Raw genomic sequence first — 22,618 nt, 5'->3', positions numbered from 1 at the left:
TCAGACTACACGTCTAAATCTAAACATCCAAGTCTAAACATCTAGGTTCGCTACTTTCAATGCGTTGTCTTCAATGAACTTACGACGAGGTTCTACCTGGTCACCCATCAATGTTGTAAACAACTCATCGGATGCAACGGCATCATCAATAGTTACTTGCATCATGCGACGAGTTTCTGGGTCCATAGTGGTTTCCCAAAGTTGATCTGGGTTCATCTCACCTAGACCTTTGTAACGCTGTAATGATAAGCCACGACGTGATTCTTTGATCAACCATTCAAGCGCAGCAGAGAAAGTCGACACTTCTTGAGTACGCTCACCACGTTTCACATAAGCACCTTCTTCAACTAAGCCATCTAATGCTTCAGAAAGATCCGCTAAACGGCCGTATTCTTTAGAGTTTAGTAAGTCTAAAGACACAACGTATTCGTGCATCACACCGTGAGTACGAACCACTAGTTTAGCAATGCTAACACCTAGATCTTCATGTTTTTCAACTTCAAGAGAGTACTGGCTCGCACCAACTTCTTTAGCATTCAATTGCTCAACGAGTTTCTGACCCCAAGCTTGAACTTTTTCAGCATCTTGGCACATTTCAGCGGTTAAACGTGGAATGTAAGTTAACTCGTTAATCATTGCATGTGGGTAGCGACGGCTCATACGCTTAATTAACTTGATACCTTCATTGTATTGAAGAACCAACTTCTCAAGCGCTTCACCTGTCATGGCCGGTGCTTGTGGGTTTACATATAACGCAGCCCCATCAAGTGCCAGCCCCGCTTGGTAAAGCTCCATCGCCTCTTCATCTTTAATATATTGCTCTTGTTTGCCTTTCTTCACTTTATAAAGTGGTGGCTGAGCAATGTAGATGTAACCACGTTCGATAAGCTCTGGCATTTGACGATAGAAGAAAGTCAAAAGTAGGGTACGGATGTGAGAACCATCGACGTCGGCATCGGTCATGATAATGATGTTGTGGTAACGCAGTTTATCTGGATTATATTCATCGCGGCCAATACCACAACCTAGTGCAGTAATTAGCGTTGCCACTTCTTGTGAAGACAGCATTTTATCAAAACGTGCTTTTTCAACGTTTAGGATTTTCCCTTTAAGCGGTAAAATCGCTTGGTTTTTACGGTTACGTCCCTGCTTGGCTGAACCACCAGCAGAGTCCCCTTCCACAATGTATAGTTCAGAAAGAGCTGGATCTTTTTCTTGGCAATCAGCAAGTTTACCTGGCAGACCTGCTAAATCTAACGCACCTTTACGACGAGTCATATCACGAGCTTTACGCGCGGCTTCACGAGCACGAGCGGCATCAATGATTTTGCCACAAACAATTTTCGCTTCATTCGGGTTTTCAATTAAGAACTCAGACAGTTTTTCGCTCATCGCTGATTCAACAGCCGATTTCACCTCTGAAGAAACCAGTTTGTCTTTGGTTTGACTTGAAAATTTTGGATCTGGCACCTTCACCGAAACCACAGCCGTTAGACCTTCACGAGCATCATCACCCGAAGTCGCCGCTTGTGCTTTCTTAGAGTAACCTTCTTTATCCATAAAGTTATTCAAAGTACGTGTTAAGGCACCACGGAAGCCGGCTAAGTGAGTACCACCATCGCGTTGTGGGATGTTGTTGGTAAAACAGTATACGCCTTCTTGGAAGGTGTCATTCCATTGCATTGCCACTTCAACAGTAATGCCGTCTTCTTCACGAGCGTGGTCAAAGTAGAAAATCTTTTGGTGAATTGGCGTTTTGTTGCGGTTTAGATGCTCAACGAAAGCACGGATACCGCCTTCAAACATAAAGTGATCACTTTTATCTTCTTCACGTTCGTCAGTTAATTTGATCGAAACACCTGAGTTTAGAAATGATAATTCACGTAAACGCTTAGCTAAAATGTCGTAAACAAATTCAATATTGGAAAAGGTTTCTTCACTTGGCCAAAAACGAATACGGGTACCGCTTTCTTCGGTTTTACCGATCACAGCAAGTGGAGCTTCTGGCACACCGTGTTTATAAACTTGTTGATGGATTTGGCCTTGACGCTTGATAGTTAACTCTACTTTTTCCGATAAGGCGTTAACCACTGAAACACCTACACCGTGCAAGCCACCAGAAACTTTATAAGAGTTATCATCAAACTTACCACCAGCATGCAGTACTGTCATGATAACTTCAGCGGCTGAAACACCTTCTTCTTCGTGCATCTCGGTTGGAATACCACGGCCGTCATCGCTCACCGATACAGAGTTATCTTCATGAATGGTGATTATGATGTCTGAACAATGGCCAGCTAATGCTTCATCAATTGAGTTATCGACGACCTCAAACACCATGTGGTGAAGGCCAGTACCATCATCAGTATCACCGATATACATCCCTGGACGTTTACGTACAGCATCTAGCCCTTTAAGTACTTTAATACTCGATGAATCATAGCTATTTGCAGAATCATTGTTATTCGACATGAATTGTTCTCGCCTTAATTATCCTTGCTCTATTTTGCCATGTTCCACATGAAACATCCTGCTATTTTCACTTTGCATTTCAGCAATGTGACTTGCAGTAATAGAGCTTACAAAAACCTGTGCCTGCGTTTGCTTTAAATATTCTGCAAGACGCCCTCGACGTTGACCATCTAGCTCTGAGGCAAAATCATCAATTAAATAAATACACTGCTTACCTGTGGTGTCGGTTAGGTGCTGACCTTGCGCTAAACGCAAAGCACACACCATGAGCTTTAATTGCCCACGAGACAAAACATCTTCCACTGGCGTCGCATTAATTTTTAGTTTTAGATCGGCTTTATTCGGTCCACTAAAGGTGTAACCGAGTTGCTGATCACGCTCGAAATTTTTTTGTAAAATTTCAGCATAGGGCGTGTCTTTATCCCACCCTCTATAATACTGAATTTTCACTTCAAATTCAGGTAAAAATACACCACAAATGTGTTCTGCCACTTGTTTTAGCTGTGTGACATAGTCAAAGCGCCACTGGCTAATGGTTTCCGCCAATTCGGCCAGTTCTTTATCCCAATAACTCAGCTCTTGATAACCACTTGCGGTCTTCAATAATGCATTTCTTTGTTTAATTAAACGCTTTAAACGTGCCCACTTTTCATAGAAGCTAGGTTGAGTATGAAATACGCCCCAATCAATAAAAGCTCGACGAAACTTAGGCCCTTCCGTCAGCAGTTCAAAGCCCTCGGTATGGATTAACTGTAGAGGCAAAATTTGCGCCAGTTGAGCAATCTTCTGCCCACTTTGGCCACCAATTTTTACTTCACTGCGACCATCTCGTTGTTTATTGATACCAATTGGCAACTCAAAGTTATCCTCAAACAAAAAGCGACCATGGACAAACAACTCGCTTTGTTCATTTTGGATCACTCGCCCTGTTAAGGTGCTTTTAAATGAACGGCCATGTCCAAGCAAATAAATCGCTTCTAATACACTGGTTTTGCCGCTGCCATTTGGCCCGACAAGAAAATTAAAGCCTGATGATAACGAGATATCACAGGCTTCAATATTGCGAAATTGCTTTATAGATAAACGAGTTAATGGCATTTATAAACGAATCGGCATAACAACATACATCGCAGATGTGTCTTCGATATTCTCAACCAATGCACTCGCATTAGCATCACTCATCGACATACGCACAGTTTGACATTTTAGAGTATTCAAAATATCCAACACGTAGCTCACGTTAAAACCAATTTCTAATGGCTCACCTTGGTAGTTCACATCAAGGTTTTCTTCTGCTTCTTCTTGCTCTGGGTTATTAGCAGTAATGCGCATTTCAGAGCCAGCTAAATTGACTCGTACACCACGGAATTTCTCATTTGATAAAATCGCCGCACGTGAGAATGACTGACGCAACGCTTCACAATCCGCTTCTAGCGTTTTATTACTTGATTGCGGCATGACGCGTCGATAATCAGGAAAACGACCATCCACAAGCTTAGAAGTGAAGGTAAATTCGTTTACATTGGCGCGAATATTAGAACTACCAATTTGTAATGTTACTTGCTCCTCAGGGCGGTCTAGTAGCTTAACTAACTCTAACACGCCTTTACGCGGTACGATCACTTGTTGTTGTGAGTACTCACCAACTAATGAGGTTTCAGCCACTGCCATTCGGTGACCATCGGTGGCTACTGAACGTAACGTAGTACCTTCAATTTCAAACAGCATGCCGTTTAGGTAGTAACGTACATCTTGGTTCGCCATTGAGAATTGGGTTTTTTCGACTAAATGGCGCAATTCACCTTGAGTCACGGTCACTTCGGCTTCACTAGTCCAGTCTTCAATATTTGGAAAATCAGACGCTGGCAATGTGGCTAATGAGAAACGACTACGGCCAGATTTAATCAATAAACGCTCATCATCCAGCGTAACATCAATCTGAGCGCTATCTGGTAGACCACGACAAATATCAAGGAACTTACGTGATGGAACGGTCGTGCTACCTGGTTCAAAGTTGCCTTCTAGTGCCAAGCGACAAACTAATTCCACTTCAAGATCGGTCGCAGTAATCGACAATTCACCATTATCAACTTTAATTAATAAGTTACCCAAAATAGGCAAACTTGAGCGACCACCAAGAGCACCAGACACCTGTTGCAAAGGCTTAATCAATTGAATACGTTCAATGGTAAATTTCATAATCTACTCTAAATAATCTAATTCTATTAAAAACACGGCCAAAACAGTACAAAGATAGCTGATTAAGAAGACAGGGTACGAATCAAGTTCGAGTAATCTTCTTTAATATCATGGCTTTCTTCTCGTAACTCTTTGATTTTACGACAAGCGTGTAACACCGTGGTATGGTCGCGACCACCAAAAGCATCACCAATTTCGGGTAAGCTGTGGTTGGTTAATTCTTTCGATAATGCCATCGCCAATTGACGAGGACGAGCAACTGAACGAGAGCGACGCTTAGATAATAAGTCAGCCACTTTAATTTTGTAATATTCAGCGACCGTTTTTTGAATATTATCGATAGTCACCAGCTTTTCTTGTAACGCTAGTAAATCACGCAGTGCTTCACGTACGAAATCGATGGTAATTGGACGCCCGGTAAAATTGGCATTGGCAATCACGCGGTTTAATGCACCTTCCAACTCACGTACGTTTGAACGTAGACGCTTAGCAATAAAGAATGCCACTTCATCAGCAAGGGTAATTTGGTGATCTTCAGCTTTTTTCATCAAGATCGCGACACGAGTTTCCAGTTCAGGAGGTTCTATCGCTACGGTAAGCCCCCAACCAAAACGTGATTTCAAACGATCTTCTACCCCGTTGATCTCTTTTGGATAACGGTCAGAAGTCAAAATGATTTGCTGGTTACCTTCTAACAAGGCATTGAAGGTATGGAAAAATTCTTCTTGCGAACGCTCTTTATTGGCGAAAAATTGAATATCATCGATCAGTAAAGCATCAAGACTACGGTAATAACGTTTAAATTCTTCAATCGCGTTATTTTGTAGTGCTTTTACCATATCTTGCACAAAACGCTCAGAGTGCATGTACACCACTCGAGCATCTGGCTTATTTTCAACAATCGCATTACCTACCGCATGTAATAAGTGAGTTTTACCTAGACCCGTACCACCATATAAAAACAGTGGATTATAAGAAACACCGGGGTTATCGGAAACTTGTTTTGCTGCCGCTAGACCTAACTGGTTCGATTTACCCTCTACAAAGTTATGAAACTTATGCTTAGGGTTAACATTAGAACGGTGATTAACATCTATTACCACTTCACGTTCACCGGTATCCCAAGATTTATCTAATGGGCGGCTTTTTTGTAATTGCGCGGGAGCGGATGATTCTGCAGCCACATCGGCAGCAGTTCTTTTCGGTAATTCAACCGTACTTTGAACAGGTTTACTACCCACTTCAAAATGAAGATTTGGCGTATCTGAACCACAAAACTCTTTCAATAAACGGTTAATACTATTGAGATACTTATCACGCACCCAATCCAATACAAAGCGATTAGGGGCAAATAAGGTGAGAGTATTGTCATTGAGTTCAGCTTGCAGCGGTCTTACCCACATGCTGAATTCAGTTGCGGGAAGCTCTTCTTGAAGCTGTTGCGAACACTGCAACCATAACGAAGACGACACATTAACCTCACACGAAATGAAATGATCTGAAAGGAGAGTAATTCTACAGCTATCACTATAAGATCACCAGCAATAGATCCTGAGATCAGTGAATAAGATCTAAGTTATTCACAGTTTTTTTTCGATCTATCCCGATTTTGTGCACGATCAAGTAATTCAAATATTTTAATAAGTCATTTTTGCTATTTGGGGATAAAGTTACCCACAAGGTTAAAACTAAGTTTTGCAGACTTAGCAACACCAATTGTTATGATTAATAACATCTTGTTCTTAGATTTATCAATAGGTGAATAACTATAATGGAACTCCAATAATCTGGAGAATGAAACATGAGCCGAATTTTAAATAAAATTGTTACTGCTACCGCGCTATTTTTTGCTGTTACCAACTTTGCTCAAGCTGCGAATCAAGAAGTAAAAGTCGGCATGTCAGGAACCTACTTTCCTTTTACTTTTCAAAAATTTGATAAGCTACAAGGTTTTGAAGTGGATTTATGGAATGAGATTGGTCAGCGCAACCATTATGATGTGGAATTTGTCACCGCCAACTTCTCCGGTCTTTTCGGTCTACTCGAAACGGGCCGTATTGATACGATTTCAAACCAAGTAACCATGACTGATTCACGTAAAGCCAAATACTTATTCTCAGATCCTTATGTGGTTGATGGCGTACAGATCACAGTGAAAAAAGGCAATGACTCGATCAAAGGTGTTGAAGATCTTGCAGGCAAAACCGTCGCGGTTAACTTAGGTTCAAACTTCGAACAAGTACTACGTAGTTACGATAAAGAAGGCAAAATTAATATCAAAACTTACGATGCTGGTATTGAACAAGATGTGGTTCTCGGTCGTTCTGATGCCTTCGTCATGGATCGCCTATCAGCACTACAACTGATTAAAGCTAGTAACCTACCACTACAGTTAGCTGGTCAACCTTTTGAAACCATCGAAAATGCTTGGCCATTCGTTAATAACGAAAAAGGCAAAAAGCTACAATCGGAAGTAAACACGGCATTAGCTGCGATGCGTGAAGATGGTACTTTGGCTACTATTTCTGAAAAATGGTTTGGTGCGGATATTACTCGCAAATAATCTAACCTTTTCTTTTAACCGTTTACTCCTCTAACCGCTTTCTATATTCCTGATACGTAAATCAGGAGTCAAGATAAGCGGTTTTGTATTTTAAACTGTTAAATTAATCAACCACCCGAATATTATAGTCTGTATCAAAATGTCACCTTAATTAGCACTAATGGCGGATTGAATGAACTCTGATTGTTTATGTCGGTCTTTAATGTCCAACTTGCTGAAATTACGTTTTTGAAAGGAACATCTTGATATGACGCTTCGTTTAACGTCCTCTAGCTTTTTAGGTAAAGTCTGGCAATTATCTAAACCTTATTGGCAATCTGAAGAAAAATGGATCGCTCGCGGTTTGTTATTGGCTATTGTAATACTCAACCTTGGCATGGTGTACATGTCAGTGGTTCTCAATAAGTGGAATTCTGATTTTTACAATGCTCTACAAGAGTTAGACAAAGATGCCTTCACCCACTTAATCCTAAAATTCTCCATCATCGCGGCGATTTTTATTGCTATTGCGGTGTATAGAATTTACCTCAATATGATGTTGCAACTGCGTTGGCGTCGTTGGCTAACCAATACCTATTTTAGTGAGTGGCTCAGTGATCGTTCGTACTTTCAATTAGAGCGCGGCAACCATCAAACTGACAACCCAGACCAACGTATTGCTGAAGATATCGACCAATTCACCGGAGATACCCTCAACTTATCTCTTGGGCTACTCAACTCAGTCGTCACGTTAGCGTCTTTTATTACTATTTTATGGGGCTTATCTTCTCCACTAAGCATTGATATTGCCAGTCATCATATTAATATACCCGGCTTTATGGTGTGGGCCGCTTTGCTTTATGCTGTGGTGGGTAGCTTTATCATGCACAAAATTGGTAAGCCGCTTATTGGTCTTAACTTTATGCAGCAAAAATTTGAAGCTAACTTCCGTTATTCAATGATGCGTTTACGTGAAAATGCCGAAGGCGTCGCGCTATATAACGGTGAAGATAAAGAACGTGAACTATTGGAGTTGCGCTTTACGGATGTGTGGAAAAATACCTGGCAAATCATGCGTAAACAAAAGCAGATTGTGGGCTTTAATAGTGGCTATAACCAAATCGCAATTATCTTCCCGATCATTATTGCCGCGCCAAGTTTTTTCTCCGGTGCTATCAAACTTGGTGGTCTAATGCAGGTCAATAATGCTTTTTCCCAAGTCATGGGCGCAGTCAGTTGGTTTGTCAGTTCTTATGCCAGTATTGCCAATTGGAAAGCCAGTGTTGACCGTTTAACCACTTATGACCAAGATATGATAGAGACCAAGCAACAATCAGCGCATTCCAAACTGTTAGTCTCTCGCCATCAAGATGATCATTTAGCCATTAATCAATGTACGATTAAATTACCCAATGGCACTACTTTAAGTAATTTGAACCAACTGACCTTACAAGCTGGTCAACATACTTTGATTTCTGGTAAATCAGGTATTGGTAAGAGTACGTTAATGAAAACCATTGCGGGAATTTGGCCGTTTTCGGAAGGCAACATTGAATTGGCCAAGCGTAGTTTGTTCTTACCGCAGAAACCTTATCTACCGACAGGTACATTACGTGAAGTATTGTGCTATCCGAATGTCGATATCAATATCAGCGATCAAGATATTGAACAATTATTGTCTGATTGCCAATTGGCACATTTCAGTCATAAATTAGATGAGACCGAGCAATGGTCACACACAATGTCATCGGGTGAGCAGCAACGTGTCGCGATTGTTAGAGCGTTAATACTCAAGCCAACATGGTTATTTTTAGATGAAGCGACCTCATCACTCGATGAAGAAACAGAAAACTATTTATATCAACTATTAGAAAGCCGATTGCCCGATACCACCTTAGTAAGTATTGCGCATCGCAGTAAAGTTGCCCATTATCATCAATATCGTTTGCACGCACAGGTCTCACAAGGTCAAGTCACCTGGCAATTTTCACCAATACAAGGACAGTAATCTTCAACATGAATTTTGATTTCAATTACATGCTCGACCTACTGCCGATATTATTTCGGTATTTAGGTACCACTTTGCAAATGGCATTGTGGGGTATGCTTTTCGCACTCATACTCTCGGTAGTTATTGCCAATATTCGGGTATTTAAAGTGCCGATATTGAATCAACTGAGTCAGCTATACATCAGTTTTTTTCGTGGTACGCCGCTATTAGTACAATTATTTTTGCTTTACTACGGGCTGCCGCAAATCTTTCCAATGCTGGTCGGTATGGATGCATTTACCGCAGCGATTATTGGTCTCACCCTACACTTTGCCTCTTATATGGCAGAAAGCATTCGTGCCGCAATTATTGGTATTGATCGCAGCCAAATGGAAGCCAGTATTTCGATTGGTATGACACCATTGCAATCCATGCGCCGGATCATCTTGCCACAAGCTTCTCGCGTAGCACTGCCTTCTTTAATGAACTACTTCATTGATATGATCAAATCGACCTCTCTCGCCTTTACATTAGGGGTAGCTGAAATTATGGCAAAAGCGCAAATGGAGGCTTCTTCTAGCTTTCGTTTCTTTGAAGCCTTCTTAGCGGTTGCCCTGATTTATTGGGGAGTAGTATTAGTATTAACACGCGTACAAACTTGGGCTGAAACTAAACTCAATAAGGCTTACCAACGATGATTCGAATTTCAAATTTACATAAATCTTTCGGTAAGACTGAAGTGCTACGCGGAGTGGATATTGAGATCCAAAAAGGTGAAATCATTGTCATTATTGGCTCCAGTGGTACCGGTAAATCGACCCTACTACGCTGTGTAAACTTTTTAGAAAACCCAGAACAAGGTGTCATCGAGATTGAAGGCACTAGAGTCGATACCCAAAACTACAGCAAAGGCGATATGCTCGCACTACGCCGTAAAACTGGCTTTGTATTTCAAAACTATGCGCTATTTGCTCATTTAACTGCTCGTCAAAATATCGCCGAAGGGTTAATTACCGTGCGCGGTTGGAAAAAAGACCAAGCGTTGGCCCATGCTCAGCAAATTTTAGATGATATTGGGCTAGGTAATAAAGGGGATAGCTACCCAGCAGCTTTATCAGGCGGTCAACAACAACGAGTAGGAATTGGTCGCGCAATGGCATTTGCTCCAGAGCTATTATTGTTTGATGAACCAACGTCGGCACTCGATCCTGAATGGGTAGGAGAAGTATTGTCTTTAATGAAGAAATTAGCCAAACAGCACCAAACCATGCTGGTCGTCACTCATGAAATGCAGTTTGCTCAAGAAGTGGCGGATCGTGTGATCTACATGGCTGACGGCAAGATTGTTGAGCAAGGTACGCCGGATCAAATATTTAAAGATCCGACTAATCCACAACTTATTAAGTTTTTAAATCAAGTTGGGATCCAATAGGATCCTTGCACTTGGTTTAAGAACCCGTATAATCCGCACACAGATTTTTAGGCCAACTGGCTTTTTATTATGCGATTTCCGCGTTTATTAAGCCCTGTAGCATTGACTCTTAGTCAGTCAATGATTACAATTCCGCCTCTTTGTTGAGAGGTGTCGGATAAAACATCTTACACCAGGTTTAACAAGAACCTATAAACTACTGATCAGTAAAGGTAATTACCATGAAACGCACTTTTCAACCTACTGTTCTTAAGCGCAAACGTACTCACGGTTTCCGTGCTCGTATGGCAACTAAGAATGGTCGTAAAACAATTAATGCACGTCGTGCAAAAGGCCGTAAGCGCCTTTCAAAATAATTCTTGAATTATTTTGACTAAGTCTACTTTTACTCGGGAGTTACGTTTGTTAACTCCCGAGCATTATCAAAACGTCTTTCAGCAAGCTCATCGAGCCGGCTCCCCTCATTTCACTATTATCGCTCGCAATAATACACTCTCCCATCCAAGACTTGGATTAGCTGTTCCTAAAAAACAAATCAAAACCGCTGTTGGTCGTAATCGTTTTAAACGTTTAGCCCGTGAAAGCTTTCGTCTAAAACAAGCTCAACTGCCAAATAAAGATTTTGTAGTGATAGCGAAAAAGAGTGCTCAAGATTTGAGTAATGACGAAATTTTTAAAATATTTGAGAAGTTATGGCAACGCCTATCTCGCCCTTATCGTGGTTAGCTATTAGGTTAATTTACCTATATAAAGGAATCATTAGCCCTTTAATTGGACCTCGATGTCGCTTTACTCCAACTTGTTCTACTTATGCTATTGAAGCAATTAAAGAGCACGGTTTTGTAAAAGGGTGTTGGTTATCTGGCAAACGTCTATTAAAATGCCATCCTTTAAATGCTGGGGGATATGACCCTGTCCCACTTAATCAAAAACACGACAGAGATAAATAACAATGGATTCTCAACGTAATATCCTGTTAATCGCTTTTGCTCTAGTCAGCTTTTTGTTATTCCAACAATGGAATAACAAAGATGCTCAACCGGCCCAAACTAGCGTGCAGCAGACTAAAACAAATACAGACAGTAGCCTACCGCATGACTCTGCTGAAGCGTCAGCTGATCCGTTAGCTCCTCAGCAAACAAAAACTCTACCAACCGCTTTCAACATTGAAGTAAAATCAGATGTGCTGACTCTAGCGATTACCCCTGTAGGTGGTGATGTGGTTTCAGCTAAGCTGAATAAATACAACGCAACGTTAGACTCGAAAAATTCTTTTGTTTTGCTAGAAAACAACAATGAGCATCAATATATCGCTCAAAGTGGTCTAGTCGGTCCTCAAGGAATTGATGTAAGTACTGCAAACCGTCCTCAATACCACACGAATAAAAAGTCTTATCAATTAGCTGAAGGTCAAGATGAATTACGTATTCCTCTTACCTATAGTGCAAATGGTATTGATTACACCAAAACCTTTATTATCAAACGTGGTAGTTATGCGATTGATGTGGTTTATGACATCAAAAACCATTCAGGACAAGATGCAACATTAGGTATGTATGCTCACCTACGTCAAACCATGATTGAAGGTAGTGGCCATATTGGTATGCCTGTTTATACAGGTGGTGCTTTCTCAACCTCAGACACTCACTACAAAAAATACAAGTTTGATGAAATGAAAGATAAAAATCTTAACATCAAACTAGAAGATGGTCAGGGTTGGGTAGCAATGCTACAGCACTACTTTACTTCAGCTTGGATCCCTCGTGACCAACCAGGCACTACTATCTACTCACGTGTGATTGGCAACACTGCTGATATTGGTGTTCGTACGCCAAATCTAGTGATTGCAAATAACTCTAGCGGCCAAATTACATCAACACTTTGGGCTGGCCCTAAACTTCAAGATGCTATGGAAGCCACTGCTCCACACCTTGATTTAGTAGTTGACTACGGTTGGTTATGGTTTATTGCTAAACCACTGCATTCACTCCTATCTTTCCTACAAGCTCACATTAGTAGTAACTGGGGGATTGCGATTATTTTACTGACTTTCATCGTTCGTGGTGCCATGTACCCACTAACCAAAGCTCAGTACACCTCAATGGCGAAAATGCGTATGCTGCAACCCAAGATTGCTGCAATGCGTGAGCGTCTAGGTGATGACCGTCAACGTATTAGCCAAGAAATGATGGCGATGTACAAAGAAGAAAAAGTGAACCCACTTGGTGGCTGTTTCCCTATTCTTCTACAGATGCCAATCTTCATTGCTCTATACTGGGCATTGATGGAATCGGTTGAATTACGTCACGCACCATTCTTTGGTTGGATCCACGATTTATCTGCGCAAGACCCTTACTACATCTTGCCAGTATTGATGGGTATCTCGATGTTAATCATCCAGAAGATGAGCCCAACAACCGTTACCGATCCAATGCAACAGAAAATGATGATGTTTATGCCAATCATTTTCATCTTCTTCTTCTTGTGGTTCCCATCAGGTCTAGTTCTTTACTACCTAATGTCGAACATCGTAACCTTGGTACAACAAACCGTTATTTACCGAGCGTTAGAGAAGAAAGGTCTGCACTCTAAGAAATAATCTTAGCCAGACGAAAGACTAAATAAGGCGACCGCATTGGTCGCCTTTTGCTTTTTTTGCTTTATAAATTCATAAGGCGAATTACAATTGAAAAAACTTCACCTTTTGAAATAGTTGGAATTATGAATACAGAGACAATTGTCGCTCAAGCTACCGCACTCGGCCGCGGTGGTGTTGGAATTATCCGAGTCTCAGGCCCCAAAGCCACTCAAGTCGCTTTGCAAGTACTTGGTCGAGAGATTAAACCTCGTTACGCCGAATATTTACCTTTTAAAGATGAAAATGGCGTTCAGCTTGATCAAGGTATCGCGCTTTATTTTCCAAACCCAAATTCATTTACCGGTGAAGATGTTTTAGAACTGCAAGGTCATGGTGGCCCTGTCGTTATGGATATGCTGATCAAGCGAATACTAAAAATTGATGGCATTCGTGCCGCTCGTCCAGGTGAATTCTCTGAGCGCGCATTTTTAAATGACAAGATCGATCTGACTCAAGCCGAAGCGATTGCCGATTTAATCGATGCTAGTTCAGAAGAAGCCGCTAAATCAGCTCTAAATTCTCTGCAAGGTGAATTTTCCCAACGCATTAATAATCTCGTCGAATCGTTAATACACCTACGTATCTATGTAGAAGCCGCCATTGATTTTCCCGAAGAAGAAATCGACTTTTTAGCCGATGGTAAAGTCAGTACCGACTTACAAACTATCATTGATAATTTAGCTTCTGTACGTAAAGAAGCCAATCAAGGCGCGCTGATTCGTGAAGGTATGAAGGTAGTAATCGCCGGACGTCCTAATGCGGGTAAATCTAGCCTACTCAACGCCCTATCAGGCAAAGATTCAGCGATTGTGACCGATATCGCCGGTACTACCCGCGACGTACTACGTGAGCATATTCATATCGATGGCATGCCTTTGCATATTATTGATACCGCAGGCTTACGTGAAGCATCTGATGAAGTAGAAAGAATCGGTATAGAACGCGCTTGGGAAGAAATTGAGCAAGCCGACCGTGTATTATTTATGGTTGATGGTACCACCACCAATGCCACTGATCCCAAAGAAATTTGGCCTGATTTTGTGGAACGTTTACCAGAAAATATAGGTATGACAGTGATCCGCAATAAAGCCGATCAAACCGGTGAAACACTCGGTATTTGTCATGTTAATAATCCAACATTAATACGTCTATCAGCAAAAACTGGCCAAGGGGTTGAATCCCTACGTGAACACTTAAAAGACTGCATGGGCTTTGCTGGCGGCAGTGAAGGTAGCTTTATGGCTCGACGTCGACACCTAGAAGCGCTAGATAAAGCGTCTGAACATCTGTCTATAGGCCAGCAACAACTTGAAGGCTATATGGCCGGAGAAATCTTAGCAGAAGAGCTGCGCATCACTCAGCAGCACCTAAATGAAATCACCGGAGAATTTAGCTCGGATGATTTATTGGGTCGTATCTTCTCTTCATTCTGTATCGGTAAATAATTAAAGGAATATTATGATCCACATTATTACAGGTAGTACCTTAGGTGGTGCTGAATATGTTGGCGATCACTTAAACGATCTGCTGCAAGCTCAAGGGTTAGAAACTAAGATCCACAACCAACCAGATCTTAGTGAAATAGAAGCTAGTGGGATTTGGTTGATCATCACCTCAACTCATGGTGCGGGTGATTATCCAGATAATATTCAACCTTTTATCGACACAATTAAATCAACACCACCGCGCATGTCAGAGGTCAAGTTTGCAGTAATTGCTATTGGTGATTCAAGCTACGATACCTTCTGTGGCGCTGGTAAAGACGCCCGAACGACGCTGTTAGATATTGGTACTCAAGAACTTTGCCCGCATTTAGAAATAGATGTCATCGAAACCCCAGTACCAGAAGAACCAGCAGAAGCTTGGTTAAATGATAATATGCCAGCGTTTATCGGCTAATCTTGATAATAGAAAACCAATTAAAAGCAGATCTCGGTCTGCTTTTTTTGGCTTTCTAGTCATGGTTAACTATTTTTTAGAGCTGGAAATCGGTTCATTAAAGTCATAAATCGAAAATGAATAAAACTGTTTGCTGTTTTTTTGAACAAATCATCTGTGGATAAACTACATTTTATCCTGTGATCCTAACAAAGTTATTCATTGGATAACTATTCTTTAAATATTACATGTGGATAACTAGCTATTTAGATCCCAGCTAATACAGCATTAGATCAAGGTTAGATCACAAGAAACGATCCGATCGAACTGCATGATCTTAATGATCATTTACTTCTTATCCACAAGATCGTATTCCCTTAATAGTAGATCTAATAAAAGATCTATATAAAGATCTTATATATATTAAGGCTCTTTGATCGTTTCTTAAAATAAACAAATTGATTCTCAGTTAAGATTAAAAAAGGTAGAATATTGCTCCTTTTATTTTCTAAGATCATTTTGCTTTGATCGTTTCATTTTTAACTCTTGAGGTCTGATCATGTTTTATCACGAAAACTTTGACGTCATCGTCGTAGGTGGTGGCCATGCTGGAACGGAAGCTGCTCTCGCGTCTGCTCGTACAGGCCAAAAGACATTGCTGCTTACTCACAATATCGACACTTTAGGTCAAATGTCATGTAACCCAGCGATTGGTGGTATTGGCAAAGGACACTTGGTCAAAGAAGTCGACGCATTAGGTGGATTAATGGCGCAAGCTATTGATAAAGCTGGCATTCAATTTAGAACATTAAACGCATCTAAAGGTCCTGCCGTTCGTGCAACTCGCGCTCAAGCCGATCGTGTTTTATATAAAAACGCAGTACGCACAACCTTAGAAAATCAACCGAATTTAAGCCTTTTTCAACAAGCTGTTGATGATGTGATCGTCGAGAACGATCAAGTCACCGGTGTGGTTACTCAAATGGGCCTTAAATTTAAAGCTAAAGCAGTGGTATTAACTGTTGGAACGTTCCTTGGCGGTAAGATTCATATCGGTATGGAAAACTTCTCAGGTGGCCGTGCTGGCGATCCTCCGTCTATCGCATTAGCTGATCGACTACGTGCTTTACCATTTCGTGTTGATCGTTTAAAAACCGGAACTCCACCACGTATTGATGCCCGTACGGTTAACCTTGACAGCCTAGAAAAGCAACATAGTGATAATCCAACACCAGTATTTTCTTTTATCGGCCAACAAAGTGATCATCCACAACAGATACCATGTTTTATCACTCACACTAATGAACAAACTCATGATGTGATCCGATCTAACTTGGATCGTAGCCCGATGTATTCAGGTGTGATTGAAGGCATTGGCCCACGTTACTGTCCGTCTATCGAAGACAAAGTAATGCGTTTTGCAGATAAAAATAGTCATCAAATCTTTATTGAACCAGAAGGCTTAACAACAACTGAATTATACCCAAATGGTATTTCAACCAGTCTGCCATTTGATGTGCAAGTGAAGATCGTTCAGTCGATGAAAGGATTTGAAAATGCCCAGATCGTTCGTCCTGGTTACGCGATTGAATATGATTTCTTTGATCCTCGCGATTTAAAACAAAGTTATGAAACCAAGTTTATCTCTGGTTTATTCTTCGCCGGCCAAATTAACGGCACTACGGGTTATGAAGAAGCGGCTGCTCAAGGTTTAATGGCCGGTCTTAACGCTTCGTTATTTACTCAAGGTAAAGAATCTTGGAACCCACGTCGTGACGAAGCTTACATGGGGGTTTTGATTGATGATCTATCTACCATGGGCACCAAAGAACCATACCGCATGTTTACCTCTCGTGCAGAATACCGTTTGCTGCTTCGTGAAGACAATGCGGATTTACGTTTGACTGAAAAAGGTCGTGAATTAGGTTTAGTGGACGATGCCCGTTGGGCACGCTTCAATCAAAAAGTTGAAAATATGGAGCTGGAACGTCAACGTTTAAAAGATATTTGGGTGAATCCTAAATCAACTAATATCGATGCTTTAAATCAATTACTTAAAACACCGATTGCGCGAGAAGCCAATGGTGAAGATCTACTGCGTCGCCCAGAAATGACTTATGAGAAATTAACCACTCTAGAAGTATTTTCTTCAACGATGGAAGATCCTCAAGCAACAGAGCAAGTTGAGATCCAAGTAAAATACGAAGGATATATTCAACGCCAGAAAGAAGAGATCGAAAAATCACTACGCCATGAAAATACCAAATTACCGGTAGAGCTTGATTATGCTCAAGTTAAAGGGTTATCGAATGAAGTGGTGGCAAAATTAAATAATGCTAAACCTGAAACGATTGGTATTGCTTCGCGTATTTCCGGCATTACCCCAGCGGCGATTTCAATTTTGTTGGTGCACTTGAAGAAACAAGGTCAATTAAAGAAAGGGGATGCTGCATGAATCCCAATTTGCTCAATCAGCCATTGAGAGACAAGCTAGATAGTTTATTATCTCAAATTGACCTTGAAGTTTCAGAATTACAACGTGATCAATTAGTTGGTTATGTGCAGATGCTAAATAAATGGAATAAAGCCTATAATTTAACATCAATACGTAACCCAATAGATATGCTGGTTAAGCACATTATGGATAGTATAGTGGTGAGTCCATATTTATCTGGTGAACGCTTTATTGATGTCGGCACTGGCCCGGGGTTACCAGGGATTCCTTTGGCGATAATGAATCCTGATTATCAATTCACGTTACTCGATAGCCTAGGGAAGCGAATTCGTTTTATTAAGCAAGTTTTGCACGAGCTAGCGATTAGTAATGTAGAACCGATACAAAGCCGTGTTGAAGAATTTCAACCTGAAGTGGGTTTTGACGGCGTGATTAGCCGCGCATTTGCTTCTATGATAGATATGGTCGAGTGGTGTCATCATCTTCCAAAACCTGAAAATGGTGTTTTTCTTGCACTTAAAGGTCAATTGCCTGAAGATGAGATTGCACAATTACCTGAATCATTAATGGTTTCTCAGGTGCATATATTGCAAGTTCCAGAATTAGAGGGTGATCGTCACCTAATCATTTTGGAAAAAAAGGGATAACGGGGTACTCGTGGGTAAAATCATTTCCATTGCGAATCAAAAAGGTGGGGTAGGGAAAACGACAACGTGCGTTAACCTTGCTGCGTCTATGGCTGCAACCAAAAGAAACGTCTTAGTTATTGATTTAGATCCACAAGGCAATGCCACGATGGCCAGTGGTATTAATAAGTATGATGTTGATTTTACCGCTTATGATTTATTGGTTGAGCAAACATCTTTTGATGAAGTTGTGTGTCGCAATACGCCTGCTGGCTATGATTTAATTGCCGCTAATGGTGACGTGACAGCTGCTGAAATTAAACTAATGGAAGTGTTTGCTCGAGAACTTCGTCTTAAAAATACCCTTGCTGATGTGTGGCGACAATACGATTATATTTTTATCGATTGTCCACCTTCGTTAAACTTATTGACTGTCAATGCGATGGCGGCTTCACATTCTGTTTTAGTACCAATGCAATGTGAATATTTTGCCTTAGAAGGCTTAACTGCACTGATGGATACCATTAGTAAGTTGGCTGCAGTAGTCAATCATGATTTAAAAATTGAAGGGATTTTACGTACCATGTTTGATCCTAGAAACCGTTTGTCTAACGATGTTTCTGAACAGCTTAAAAAACACTTTGGCGATAAAATGTATCGCACCGTTATCCCACGTAATGTTCGTCTAGCTGAGGCGCCTAGCCATGGTAAGCCCGCTATGTATTATGATAAATATTCTGCTGGCTCTAAAGCCTACTTGGCATTAGCTGGAGAAATTTTGCGTCGTGAAGAAGCGCAAGCGATAATGGCTTAACCCTCTCTTGAATTAAGAAATAAAGGAAAACCCTCAGATGTCTAAACGTGGTTTAGGTAAAGGTCTTGATGCTCTGCTTTCTACTAGCTCACAAGCTCGAGAAAAACAACAAAAAGTGGCATATAGCCAAGCACTATCTTCTGAAGGCCAACTGGCAGATATTTCTATTTCACAATTGTCCCCCGGTAAATACCAACCAAGAAAAAATATCCAACCAGAAGCGTTGCAAGAATTATCCTCCTCTATTCGCTCGCAAGGTATTATTCAGCCATTAGTTGTTCGTAAAATCAATGAATTACAGTATGAAATTATTGCTGGTGAGCGTCGTTGGCGTGCCGCTAAACTCGCAGGACTAACTCAAGTACCTTGTGTGGTTAAGAATGTTCAGGATCGTGCTGCCATTGCGATGGCGTTAATTGAAAATATTCAACGTGAAAATCTTAATGCCATCGAAGAAGCGCAAGCATTAGAACGCTTACAAAAAGAATTTGAATTGACTCATCAACAAGTCGCCGATGCGATTGGTAAATCCCGCACAGCGGTAACCAATTTGCTGCGCCTCAATACGCTTGATGAGTCTGTAAAGCATTGCGTTATATCAAAAGAACTAGAAATGGGACACGCTCGAGCCCTTTTATCTCTGGAGTTATGCGATCAAAGTAATGTTGCAAAAATTGTAGTTGCCAAGAAATTAACCGTTAGACAAACTGAAGCTCTAGTCAAAAAACATTTAGAACCAGTGGAAGTGAAACCCACTGAGGAAGATATTCCAGCGTTAGGTCTGGCGGAAAAGCTTTCTGAGCAATTTGGTACGAAGGTGGTGATTCGTCGTAATGCTAAAGGCAAAGGCAAGGTCACCATTGATTTTGACGATATTGAGGAGCTGGAAATGCTCCTTAACACAAAGTTAGTTAGAAATTAACCTTGTTACTATAATATCGCCAAACAATTAACAGAATGTGAAAATAATCATTTTACGCCTTGCTCTTCTCTGTATTAGAAACAAAGTAAGGTGTAATATGTTCTGCGCATACAGCTGAACCAAAAACAAATGTAATTGGGTGTAAATAGAATGTTTTTTTTAGTTTTAACTCAGTTTATTGTAGTTGGTGCATTTAGCTTGATCAGTTTGTATGTTCAGGGAGATATGGCGAGTCAATCTGCCATTTTTGGGGGGCTGGTGTACTGCATCCCGTATATCGTAACACGTTTGTATTTAAACAAGCCTGGGGCGGATACGGCAGTAAAAGTAATGGCGAAAGCCTATATTGGTTTAGCTTATAAGTTTGTAATCACCGTTGCTCTCTTTGTGTATTTTTTCAAGTACACAGAAGTGCATTTAATTACTTTCTTTTCAGGCTACATATTAGCTTTTGTTGTGCAATGCATTATGTCATTTGGTTTTATCAAACGTAATTAGACAGGATATCTAATGGCTGGTTCAGGTGAATTAACTCCTCAGGAGTACATCTCACACCATCTTACGAACTTACAAGCTGGTAGCGGTTTCTGGACGTTTAATATTGATTCATTAATATTTTCGATCCTTTTAGGCTCGTTAATGATGTGGATCTTTTACCGTGTTGGCAAAAAAGCCACGAGCGGTGTACCAGGAAAGCTTCAGTGCTTCGTCGAAATGGTCGTTGAGTTTGTTGATGCCTCAGTAAAAGATATTTTCCATGGGAAGAACGCATTAGTGGCTCCATTAGCGTTAACCATCTTCGGATGGGTATTTCTAATGAACCTAATGGATCTTATTCCAGTCGACTTTATTCCACATACAGCGACGCTTTTAGGAATTCCTTATCTACGTGTTGTACCTACCGCTGACGTTAACATTACGATGTCGATGTCACTTGGTGTATTTATCTTGATTCTTTATTACAGCATTAAGATAAAAGGTATCGGTGGATTTGCCAAAGAGCTTGGCTTACAACCTTTCAATCATTGGGCATTTATTCCAATTAACCTGATTTTGGAAGGCGTAACGTTATTGGCTAAACCAGTCTCTTTAGGCTTGCGTTTATTCGGTAATATGTATGCGGGTGAGTTGATTTTTATTCTGATCGCAGGGCTTTTGCCTTGGTGGTCACAATGGGTTCTATCCGTGCCTTGGGCGATTTTCCATATATTGATCATCACCCTGCAGGCATTTATCTTTATGATTTTGACGATAGTTTATCTATCCCAAGCATCAGAAGAACATTAATAAAAAATTTTTACATAACATTCAGATAAAACTTGGAGTTATAAATGGAAAACTTAAACATGGATCTGCTGTACATCGCTGCGGCTATCATGATGGGTCTAGCGGCAATCGGTGCGGCTATTGGTATCGGTATGCTAGGTGGTAAATTCCTAGAAGGTGCAGCTCGTCAACCAGATCTAATCCCTCTACTACGTACTCAGTTCTTCATCGTAATGGGCCTTGTGGATGCGATTCCTATGATCGCTGTTGGTCTAGGTCTGTATGTGATGTTTGCGGTCGCCGGATAACTTTTCATCCCGGTATTTGTTTTTAAATTGCAAACAAAGGAGAGTGTGCGGTGAACATTAACGCAACTCTGTTAGGTCAAGCGCTAGCATTCGTGCTATTTGTGTGGTTCTGCATGAAATATGTATGGCCTCCACTAATGGCAGCTATCGAAAACCGTCAGAAAAATATTGCTGATGGTTTAGCAGCCGCTGACCGCGCAGCTAAAGACTTGAGCCTAGCGCAAGCTAATGCTTCAGACAAATTGAAAGAAGCGAAAAAAGCTGCTGCTGAGATCATCGATCAAGCGAATAAGCGTAAAAGTCAAATTTTAGAAGAAAGCCAACTTGAAGCTCAAACTGAGCGTCAAAAGATCTTAGATCAAGGCCGTGCTGAAATTGAAACTGAACGTAATCGCGCGCGCGATGAACTTCGTAAGCAAGTAGCTATATTAGCTATCGCCGGTGCTGAGAAAATTCTGGAGCGTTCTATTGATCAGAACGTAAACCAAGATATTCTCGACGATATTACTGCAAAATTGTAACTAGAGGGGCAGCATATGTCTGATTTGACTACAATCGCACGCCCCTATGCTAAAGCAGCTTTTGAATTTTCGGTTGAGAAAGAGGCAGTAGACCAGTGGTCGGAAATGCTTTCTTTCGCTGCTGAAGTCGCAAGAAATAAAGATGTAGTTGGTTTATTGAATAAAGCGCTTGCCGCGGATCAATTAGCTGAAGTCTTTGTTTCAATTTGCGCTGAGTTTGACGAAAACGGTAAAAACTTTTTAAAAGTTCTTGCTGAGAATGGTCGCTTAAAGGCCCTTCCTGAGATTTGTGAAGAGTTCTCTATTCTGAAAAAAGAATTAGATAATCAAGTAGATGTGAGTGTTGTTTCAGCAAGCACACTAACTGAAACTCAATTAGCAGAAATCAGCAAAAAACTCGAGCAGCGTCTTGATCGTAAAGTAAAGCTGAATTGCAGTGTAGATGAGACTCTACTTAGTGGAGTTATTATTCGAGCCGGAGACTTAATAATCGACAACTCAACTCGCGGTCGTTTGAACCGTTTGAGTGACGCATTAATGTCTTAATGGGGATTG

At 40.9% G+C, this 22,618-nt stretch carries 23 protein-coding genes; 19 read left to right on the top strand and 4 right to left on the bottom strand.

Annotation, left to right across the window (positions count from 1 at the left end; translation table 11 throughout):
- Positions 1-33 precede the first annotated feature (33 nt).
- From gyrB to dnaA, 4 genes are all read right to left on the bottom strand, one after another.
- Complete coding sequence (gyrB, locus tag ACE3G9_RS12240; protein WP_417881366.1) at positions 34-2,472, bottom strand: DNA topoisomerase (ATP-hydrolyzing) subunit B; 2,439 nt, start codon at positions 2,470-2,472, stop codon at positions 34-36.
- 18 nt (positions 2,473-2,490) lie between these two features.
- Positions 2,491-3,570 carry a DNA replication/repair protein RecF gene (recF, locus tag ACE3G9_RS12235; RefSeq protein WP_417881367.1) on the bottom strand — a complete coding sequence of 360 codons (1,080 nt, stop codon included), beginning with the start codon at positions 3,568-3,570 and terminating at the stop codon, positions 2,491-2,493.
- The gene (gene dnaN / locus ACE3G9_RS12230) at positions 3,571-4,671 is read right to left on the bottom strand and encodes a DNA polymerase III subunit beta (protein ID WP_449219263.1); all 1,101 of its coding nucleotides are present in this window, start codon (positions 4,669-4,671) and stop codon (positions 3,571-3,573) included.
- Between the two features lie 62 nt (positions 4,672-4,733).
- Positions 4,734-6,143: a chromosomal replication initiator protein DnaA gene (dnaA, locus tag ACE3G9_RS12225; protein WP_417881369.1), complete on the bottom strand. Its 1,410-nt coding sequence runs from the start codon at positions 6,141-6,143 to the stop codon at positions 4,734-4,736.
- A gap of 329 nt (positions 6,144-6,472) precedes the next feature.
- On the opposite strand from dnaA, the gene ACE3G9_RS12220 reads away from it, so the two are divergent.
- The 19 genes from ACE3G9_RS12220 (at position 6,473) to atpH (ending at position 22,609) form a co-directional block, all read left to right on the top strand.
- Entirely contained in the window at positions 6,473-7,234 is a 762-nt protein-coding gene (locus ACE3G9_RS12220) for an amino acid ABC transporter substrate-binding protein (protein ID WP_417881370.1), read from the top strand.
- A gap of 247 nt (positions 7,235-7,481) precedes the next feature.
- Positions 7,482-9,221 carry an ABC transporter ATP-binding protein/permease gene (locus ACE3G9_RS12215; RefSeq protein WP_449219262.1) on the top strand — a complete coding sequence of 580 codons (1,740 nt, stop codon included), beginning with the start codon at positions 7,482-7,484 and terminating at the stop codon, positions 9,219-9,221.
- Between the two features lie 8 nt (positions 9,222-9,229).
- Complete coding sequence (locus ACE3G9_RS12210; RefSeq protein WP_417881372.1) at positions 9,230-9,901, top strand: amino acid ABC transporter permease; 672 nt, start codon at positions 9,230-9,232, stop codon at positions 9,899-9,901.
- Positions 9,898-10,635, top strand: a complete 738-nt coding sequence (locus ACE3G9_RS12205) for an amino acid ABC transporter ATP-binding protein (protein ID WP_417881373.1) — start codon at positions 9,898-9,900, stop codon at positions 10,633-10,635. Before ACE3G9_RS12210 ends, ACE3G9_RS12205 begins: the two co-directional genes overlap by 4 nt.
- A gap of 221 nt (positions 10,636-10,856) precedes the next feature.
- A complete protein-coding gene (gene rpmH, locus ACE3G9_RS12200; RefSeq protein WP_017024264.1) occupies positions 10,857-10,991 on the top strand; it encodes a 50S ribosomal protein L34 in 135 nt (44 codons plus the stop codon).
- A gap of 46 nt (positions 10,992-11,037) precedes the next feature.
- Positions 11,038-11,361 carry a ribonuclease P protein component gene (rnpA, locus tag ACE3G9_RS12195; RefSeq protein ID WP_417881374.1) on the top strand — a complete coding sequence of 108 codons (324 nt, stop codon included), beginning with the start codon at positions 11,038-11,040 and terminating at the stop codon, positions 11,359-11,361.
- A complete protein-coding gene (yidD, locus tag ACE3G9_RS12190; protein ID WP_417881375.1) occupies positions 11,328-11,585 on the top strand; it encodes a membrane protein insertion efficiency factor YidD in 258 nt (85 codons plus the stop codon). The genes rnpA and yidD overlap by 34 nt, the downstream gene beginning before the upstream one ends.
- Before the next feature lie 2 nt (positions 11,586-11,587).
- Positions 11,588-13,234, top strand: coding sequence for a membrane protein insertase YidC (gene yidC, locus ACE3G9_RS12185; RefSeq protein ID WP_417881376.1), 1,647 nt, complete (start codon positions 11,588-11,590; stop codon positions 13,232-13,234).
- Positions 13,235-13,356: 122 nt separating this feature from the next.
- Entirely contained in the window at positions 13,357-14,718 is a 1,362-nt protein-coding gene (gene mnmE, locus ACE3G9_RS12180) for a tRNA uridine-5-carboxymethylaminomethyl(34) synthesis GTPase MnmE (RefSeq protein ID WP_417881377.1), read from the top strand.
- A 13-nt stretch (positions 14,719-14,731) separates the two neighbouring features.
- The gene (gene mioC, locus ACE3G9_RS12175; RefSeq protein WP_417881378.1) at positions 14,732-15,172 is read left to right on the top strand and encodes an FMN-binding protein MioC; all 441 of its coding nucleotides are present in this window, start codon (positions 14,732-14,734) and stop codon (positions 15,170-15,172) included.
- Between the two features lie 538 nt (positions 15,173-15,710).
- Positions 15,711-17,606 carry a tRNA uridine-5-carboxymethylaminomethyl(34) synthesis enzyme MnmG gene (gene mnmG / locus ACE3G9_RS12170; protein WP_449219261.1) on the top strand — a complete coding sequence of 632 codons (1,896 nt, stop codon included), beginning with the start codon at positions 15,711-15,713 and terminating at the stop codon, positions 17,604-17,606.
- Entirely contained in the window at positions 17,603-18,253 is a 651-nt protein-coding gene (rsmG, locus tag ACE3G9_RS12165) for a 16S rRNA (guanine(527)-N(7))-methyltransferase RsmG (protein WP_417881380.1), read from the top strand. The genes mnmG and rsmG overlap by 4 nt, the downstream gene beginning before the upstream one ends.
- Positions 18,254-18,263: 10 nt before the next feature.
- A complete protein-coding gene (locus tag ACE3G9_RS12160) occupies positions 18,264-19,046 on the top strand; it encodes a ParA family protein (protein ID WP_449219260.1) in 783 nt (260 codons plus the stop codon).
- Positions 19,047-19,083: 37 nt separating this feature from the next.
- The gene (locus ACE3G9_RS12155) at positions 19,084-19,968 is read left to right on the top strand and encodes a ParB/RepB/Spo0J family partition protein (RefSeq protein WP_449219259.1); all 885 of its coding nucleotides are present in this window, start codon (positions 19,084-19,086) and stop codon (positions 19,966-19,968) included.
- Positions 19,969-20,118: 150 nt separating this feature from the next.
- Entirely contained in the window at positions 20,119-20,466 is a 348-nt protein-coding gene (locus ACE3G9_RS12150) for an ATP synthase subunit I (protein WP_417881383.1), read from the top strand.
- A gap of 12 nt (positions 20,467-20,478) precedes the next feature.
- The gene (gene atpB / locus ACE3G9_RS12145; protein ID WP_417881384.1) at positions 20,479-21,255 is read left to right on the top strand and encodes a F0F1 ATP synthase subunit A; all 777 of its coding nucleotides are present in this window, start codon (positions 20,479-20,481) and stop codon (positions 21,253-21,255) included.
- Between the two features lie 44 nt (positions 21,256-21,299).
- Positions 21,300-21,542, top strand: coding sequence for a F0F1 ATP synthase subunit C (atpE, locus tag ACE3G9_RS12140; RefSeq protein ID WP_017024253.1), 243 nt, complete (start codon positions 21,300-21,302; stop codon positions 21,540-21,542).
- 50 nt (positions 21,543-21,592) lie between these two features.
- Entirely contained in the window at positions 21,593-22,063 is a 471-nt protein-coding gene (atpF, locus tag ACE3G9_RS12135; protein WP_417881385.1) for a F0F1 ATP synthase subunit B, read from the top strand.
- A 15-nt stretch (positions 22,064-22,078) separates the two neighbouring features.
- Positions 22,079-22,609 (top strand): F0F1 ATP synthase subunit delta, encoded by a 531-nt coding sequence (gene atpH / locus ACE3G9_RS12130; protein WP_417881386.1) that lies wholly within the window; start codon positions 22,079-22,081, stop codon positions 22,607-22,609.
- The last annotated feature ends 9 nt before the right edge of the window (positions 22,610-22,618 follow it).

It is taken from the genome of Vibrio sp. E150_018 (assembly GCF_053544035.1).
Note: the sequence above shows the minus strand (reverse complement) of the source record. Positions and strands in the feature narration are given on the sequence as shown.

Coding starts and splice junctions, on each gene's coding strand:
- gyrB (WP_417881366.1), bottom strand. CDS start 2,472: ATGTCGAATAACAATGATTCTGCAAATAGCTATGATTCATCGAGTATT.
- recF (WP_417881367.1), bottom strand. CDS start 3,570: ATGCCATTAACTCGTTTATCTATAAAGCAATTTCGCAATATTGAAGCC.
- dnaN (WP_449219263.1), bottom strand. CDS start 4,671: ATGAAATTTACCATTGAACGTATTCAATTGATTAAGCCTTTGCAACAG.
- ACE3G9_RS12220 (WP_417881370.1), top strand. CDS start 6,473: ATGAGCCGAATTTTAAATAAAATTGTTACTGCTACCGCGCTATTTTTT.
- ACE3G9_RS12215 (WP_449219262.1), top strand. CDS start 7,482: ATGACGCTTCGTTTAACGTCCTCTAGCTTTTTAGGTAAAGTCTGGCAA.
- ACE3G9_RS12210 (WP_417881372.1), top strand. CDS start 9,230: ATGAATTTTGATTTCAATTACATGCTCGACCTACTGCCGATATTATTT.
- ACE3G9_RS12205 (WP_417881373.1), top strand. CDS start 9,898: ATGATTCGAATTTCAAATTTACATAAATCTTTCGGTAAGACTGAAGTG.
- rpmH (WP_017024264.1), top strand. CDS start 10,857: ATGAAACGCACTTTTCAACCTACTGTTCTTAAGCGCAAACGTACTCAC.
- yidD (WP_417881375.1), top strand. CDS start 11,328: ATGGCAACGCCTATCTCGCCCTTATCGTGGTTAGCTATTAGGTTAATT.
- yidC (WP_417881376.1), top strand. CDS start 11,588: ATGGATTCTCAACGTAATATCCTGTTAATCGCTTTTGCTCTAGTCAGC.
- mnmE (WP_417881377.1), top strand. CDS start 13,357: ATGAATACAGAGACAATTGTCGCTCAAGCTACCGCACTCGGCCGCGGT.
- mioC (WP_417881378.1), top strand. CDS start 14,732: ATGATCCACATTATTACAGGTAGTACCTTAGGTGGTGCTGAATATGTT.
- mnmG (WP_449219261.1), top strand. CDS start 15,711: ATGTTTTATCACGAAAACTTTGACGTCATCGTCGTAGGTGGTGGCCAT.
- rsmG (WP_417881380.1), top strand. CDS start 17,603: ATGAATCCCAATTTGCTCAATCAGCCATTGAGAGACAAGCTAGATAGT.
- ACE3G9_RS12155 (WP_449219259.1), top strand. CDS start 19,084: ATGTCTAAACGTGGTTTAGGTAAAGGTCTTGATGCTCTGCTTTCTACT.
- ACE3G9_RS12150 (WP_417881383.1), top strand. CDS start 20,119: ATGTTTTTTTTAGTTTTAACTCAGTTTATTGTAGTTGGTGCATTTAGC.
- atpB (WP_417881384.1), top strand. CDS start 20,479: ATGGCTGGTTCAGGTGAATTAACTCCTCAGGAGTACATCTCACACCAT.
- atpE (WP_017024253.1), top strand. CDS start 21,300: ATGGAAAACTTAAACATGGATCTGCTGTACATCGCTGCGGCTATCATG.
- atpH (WP_417881386.1), top strand. CDS start 22,079: ATGTCTGATTTGACTACAATCGCACGCCCCTATGCTAAAGCAGCTTTT.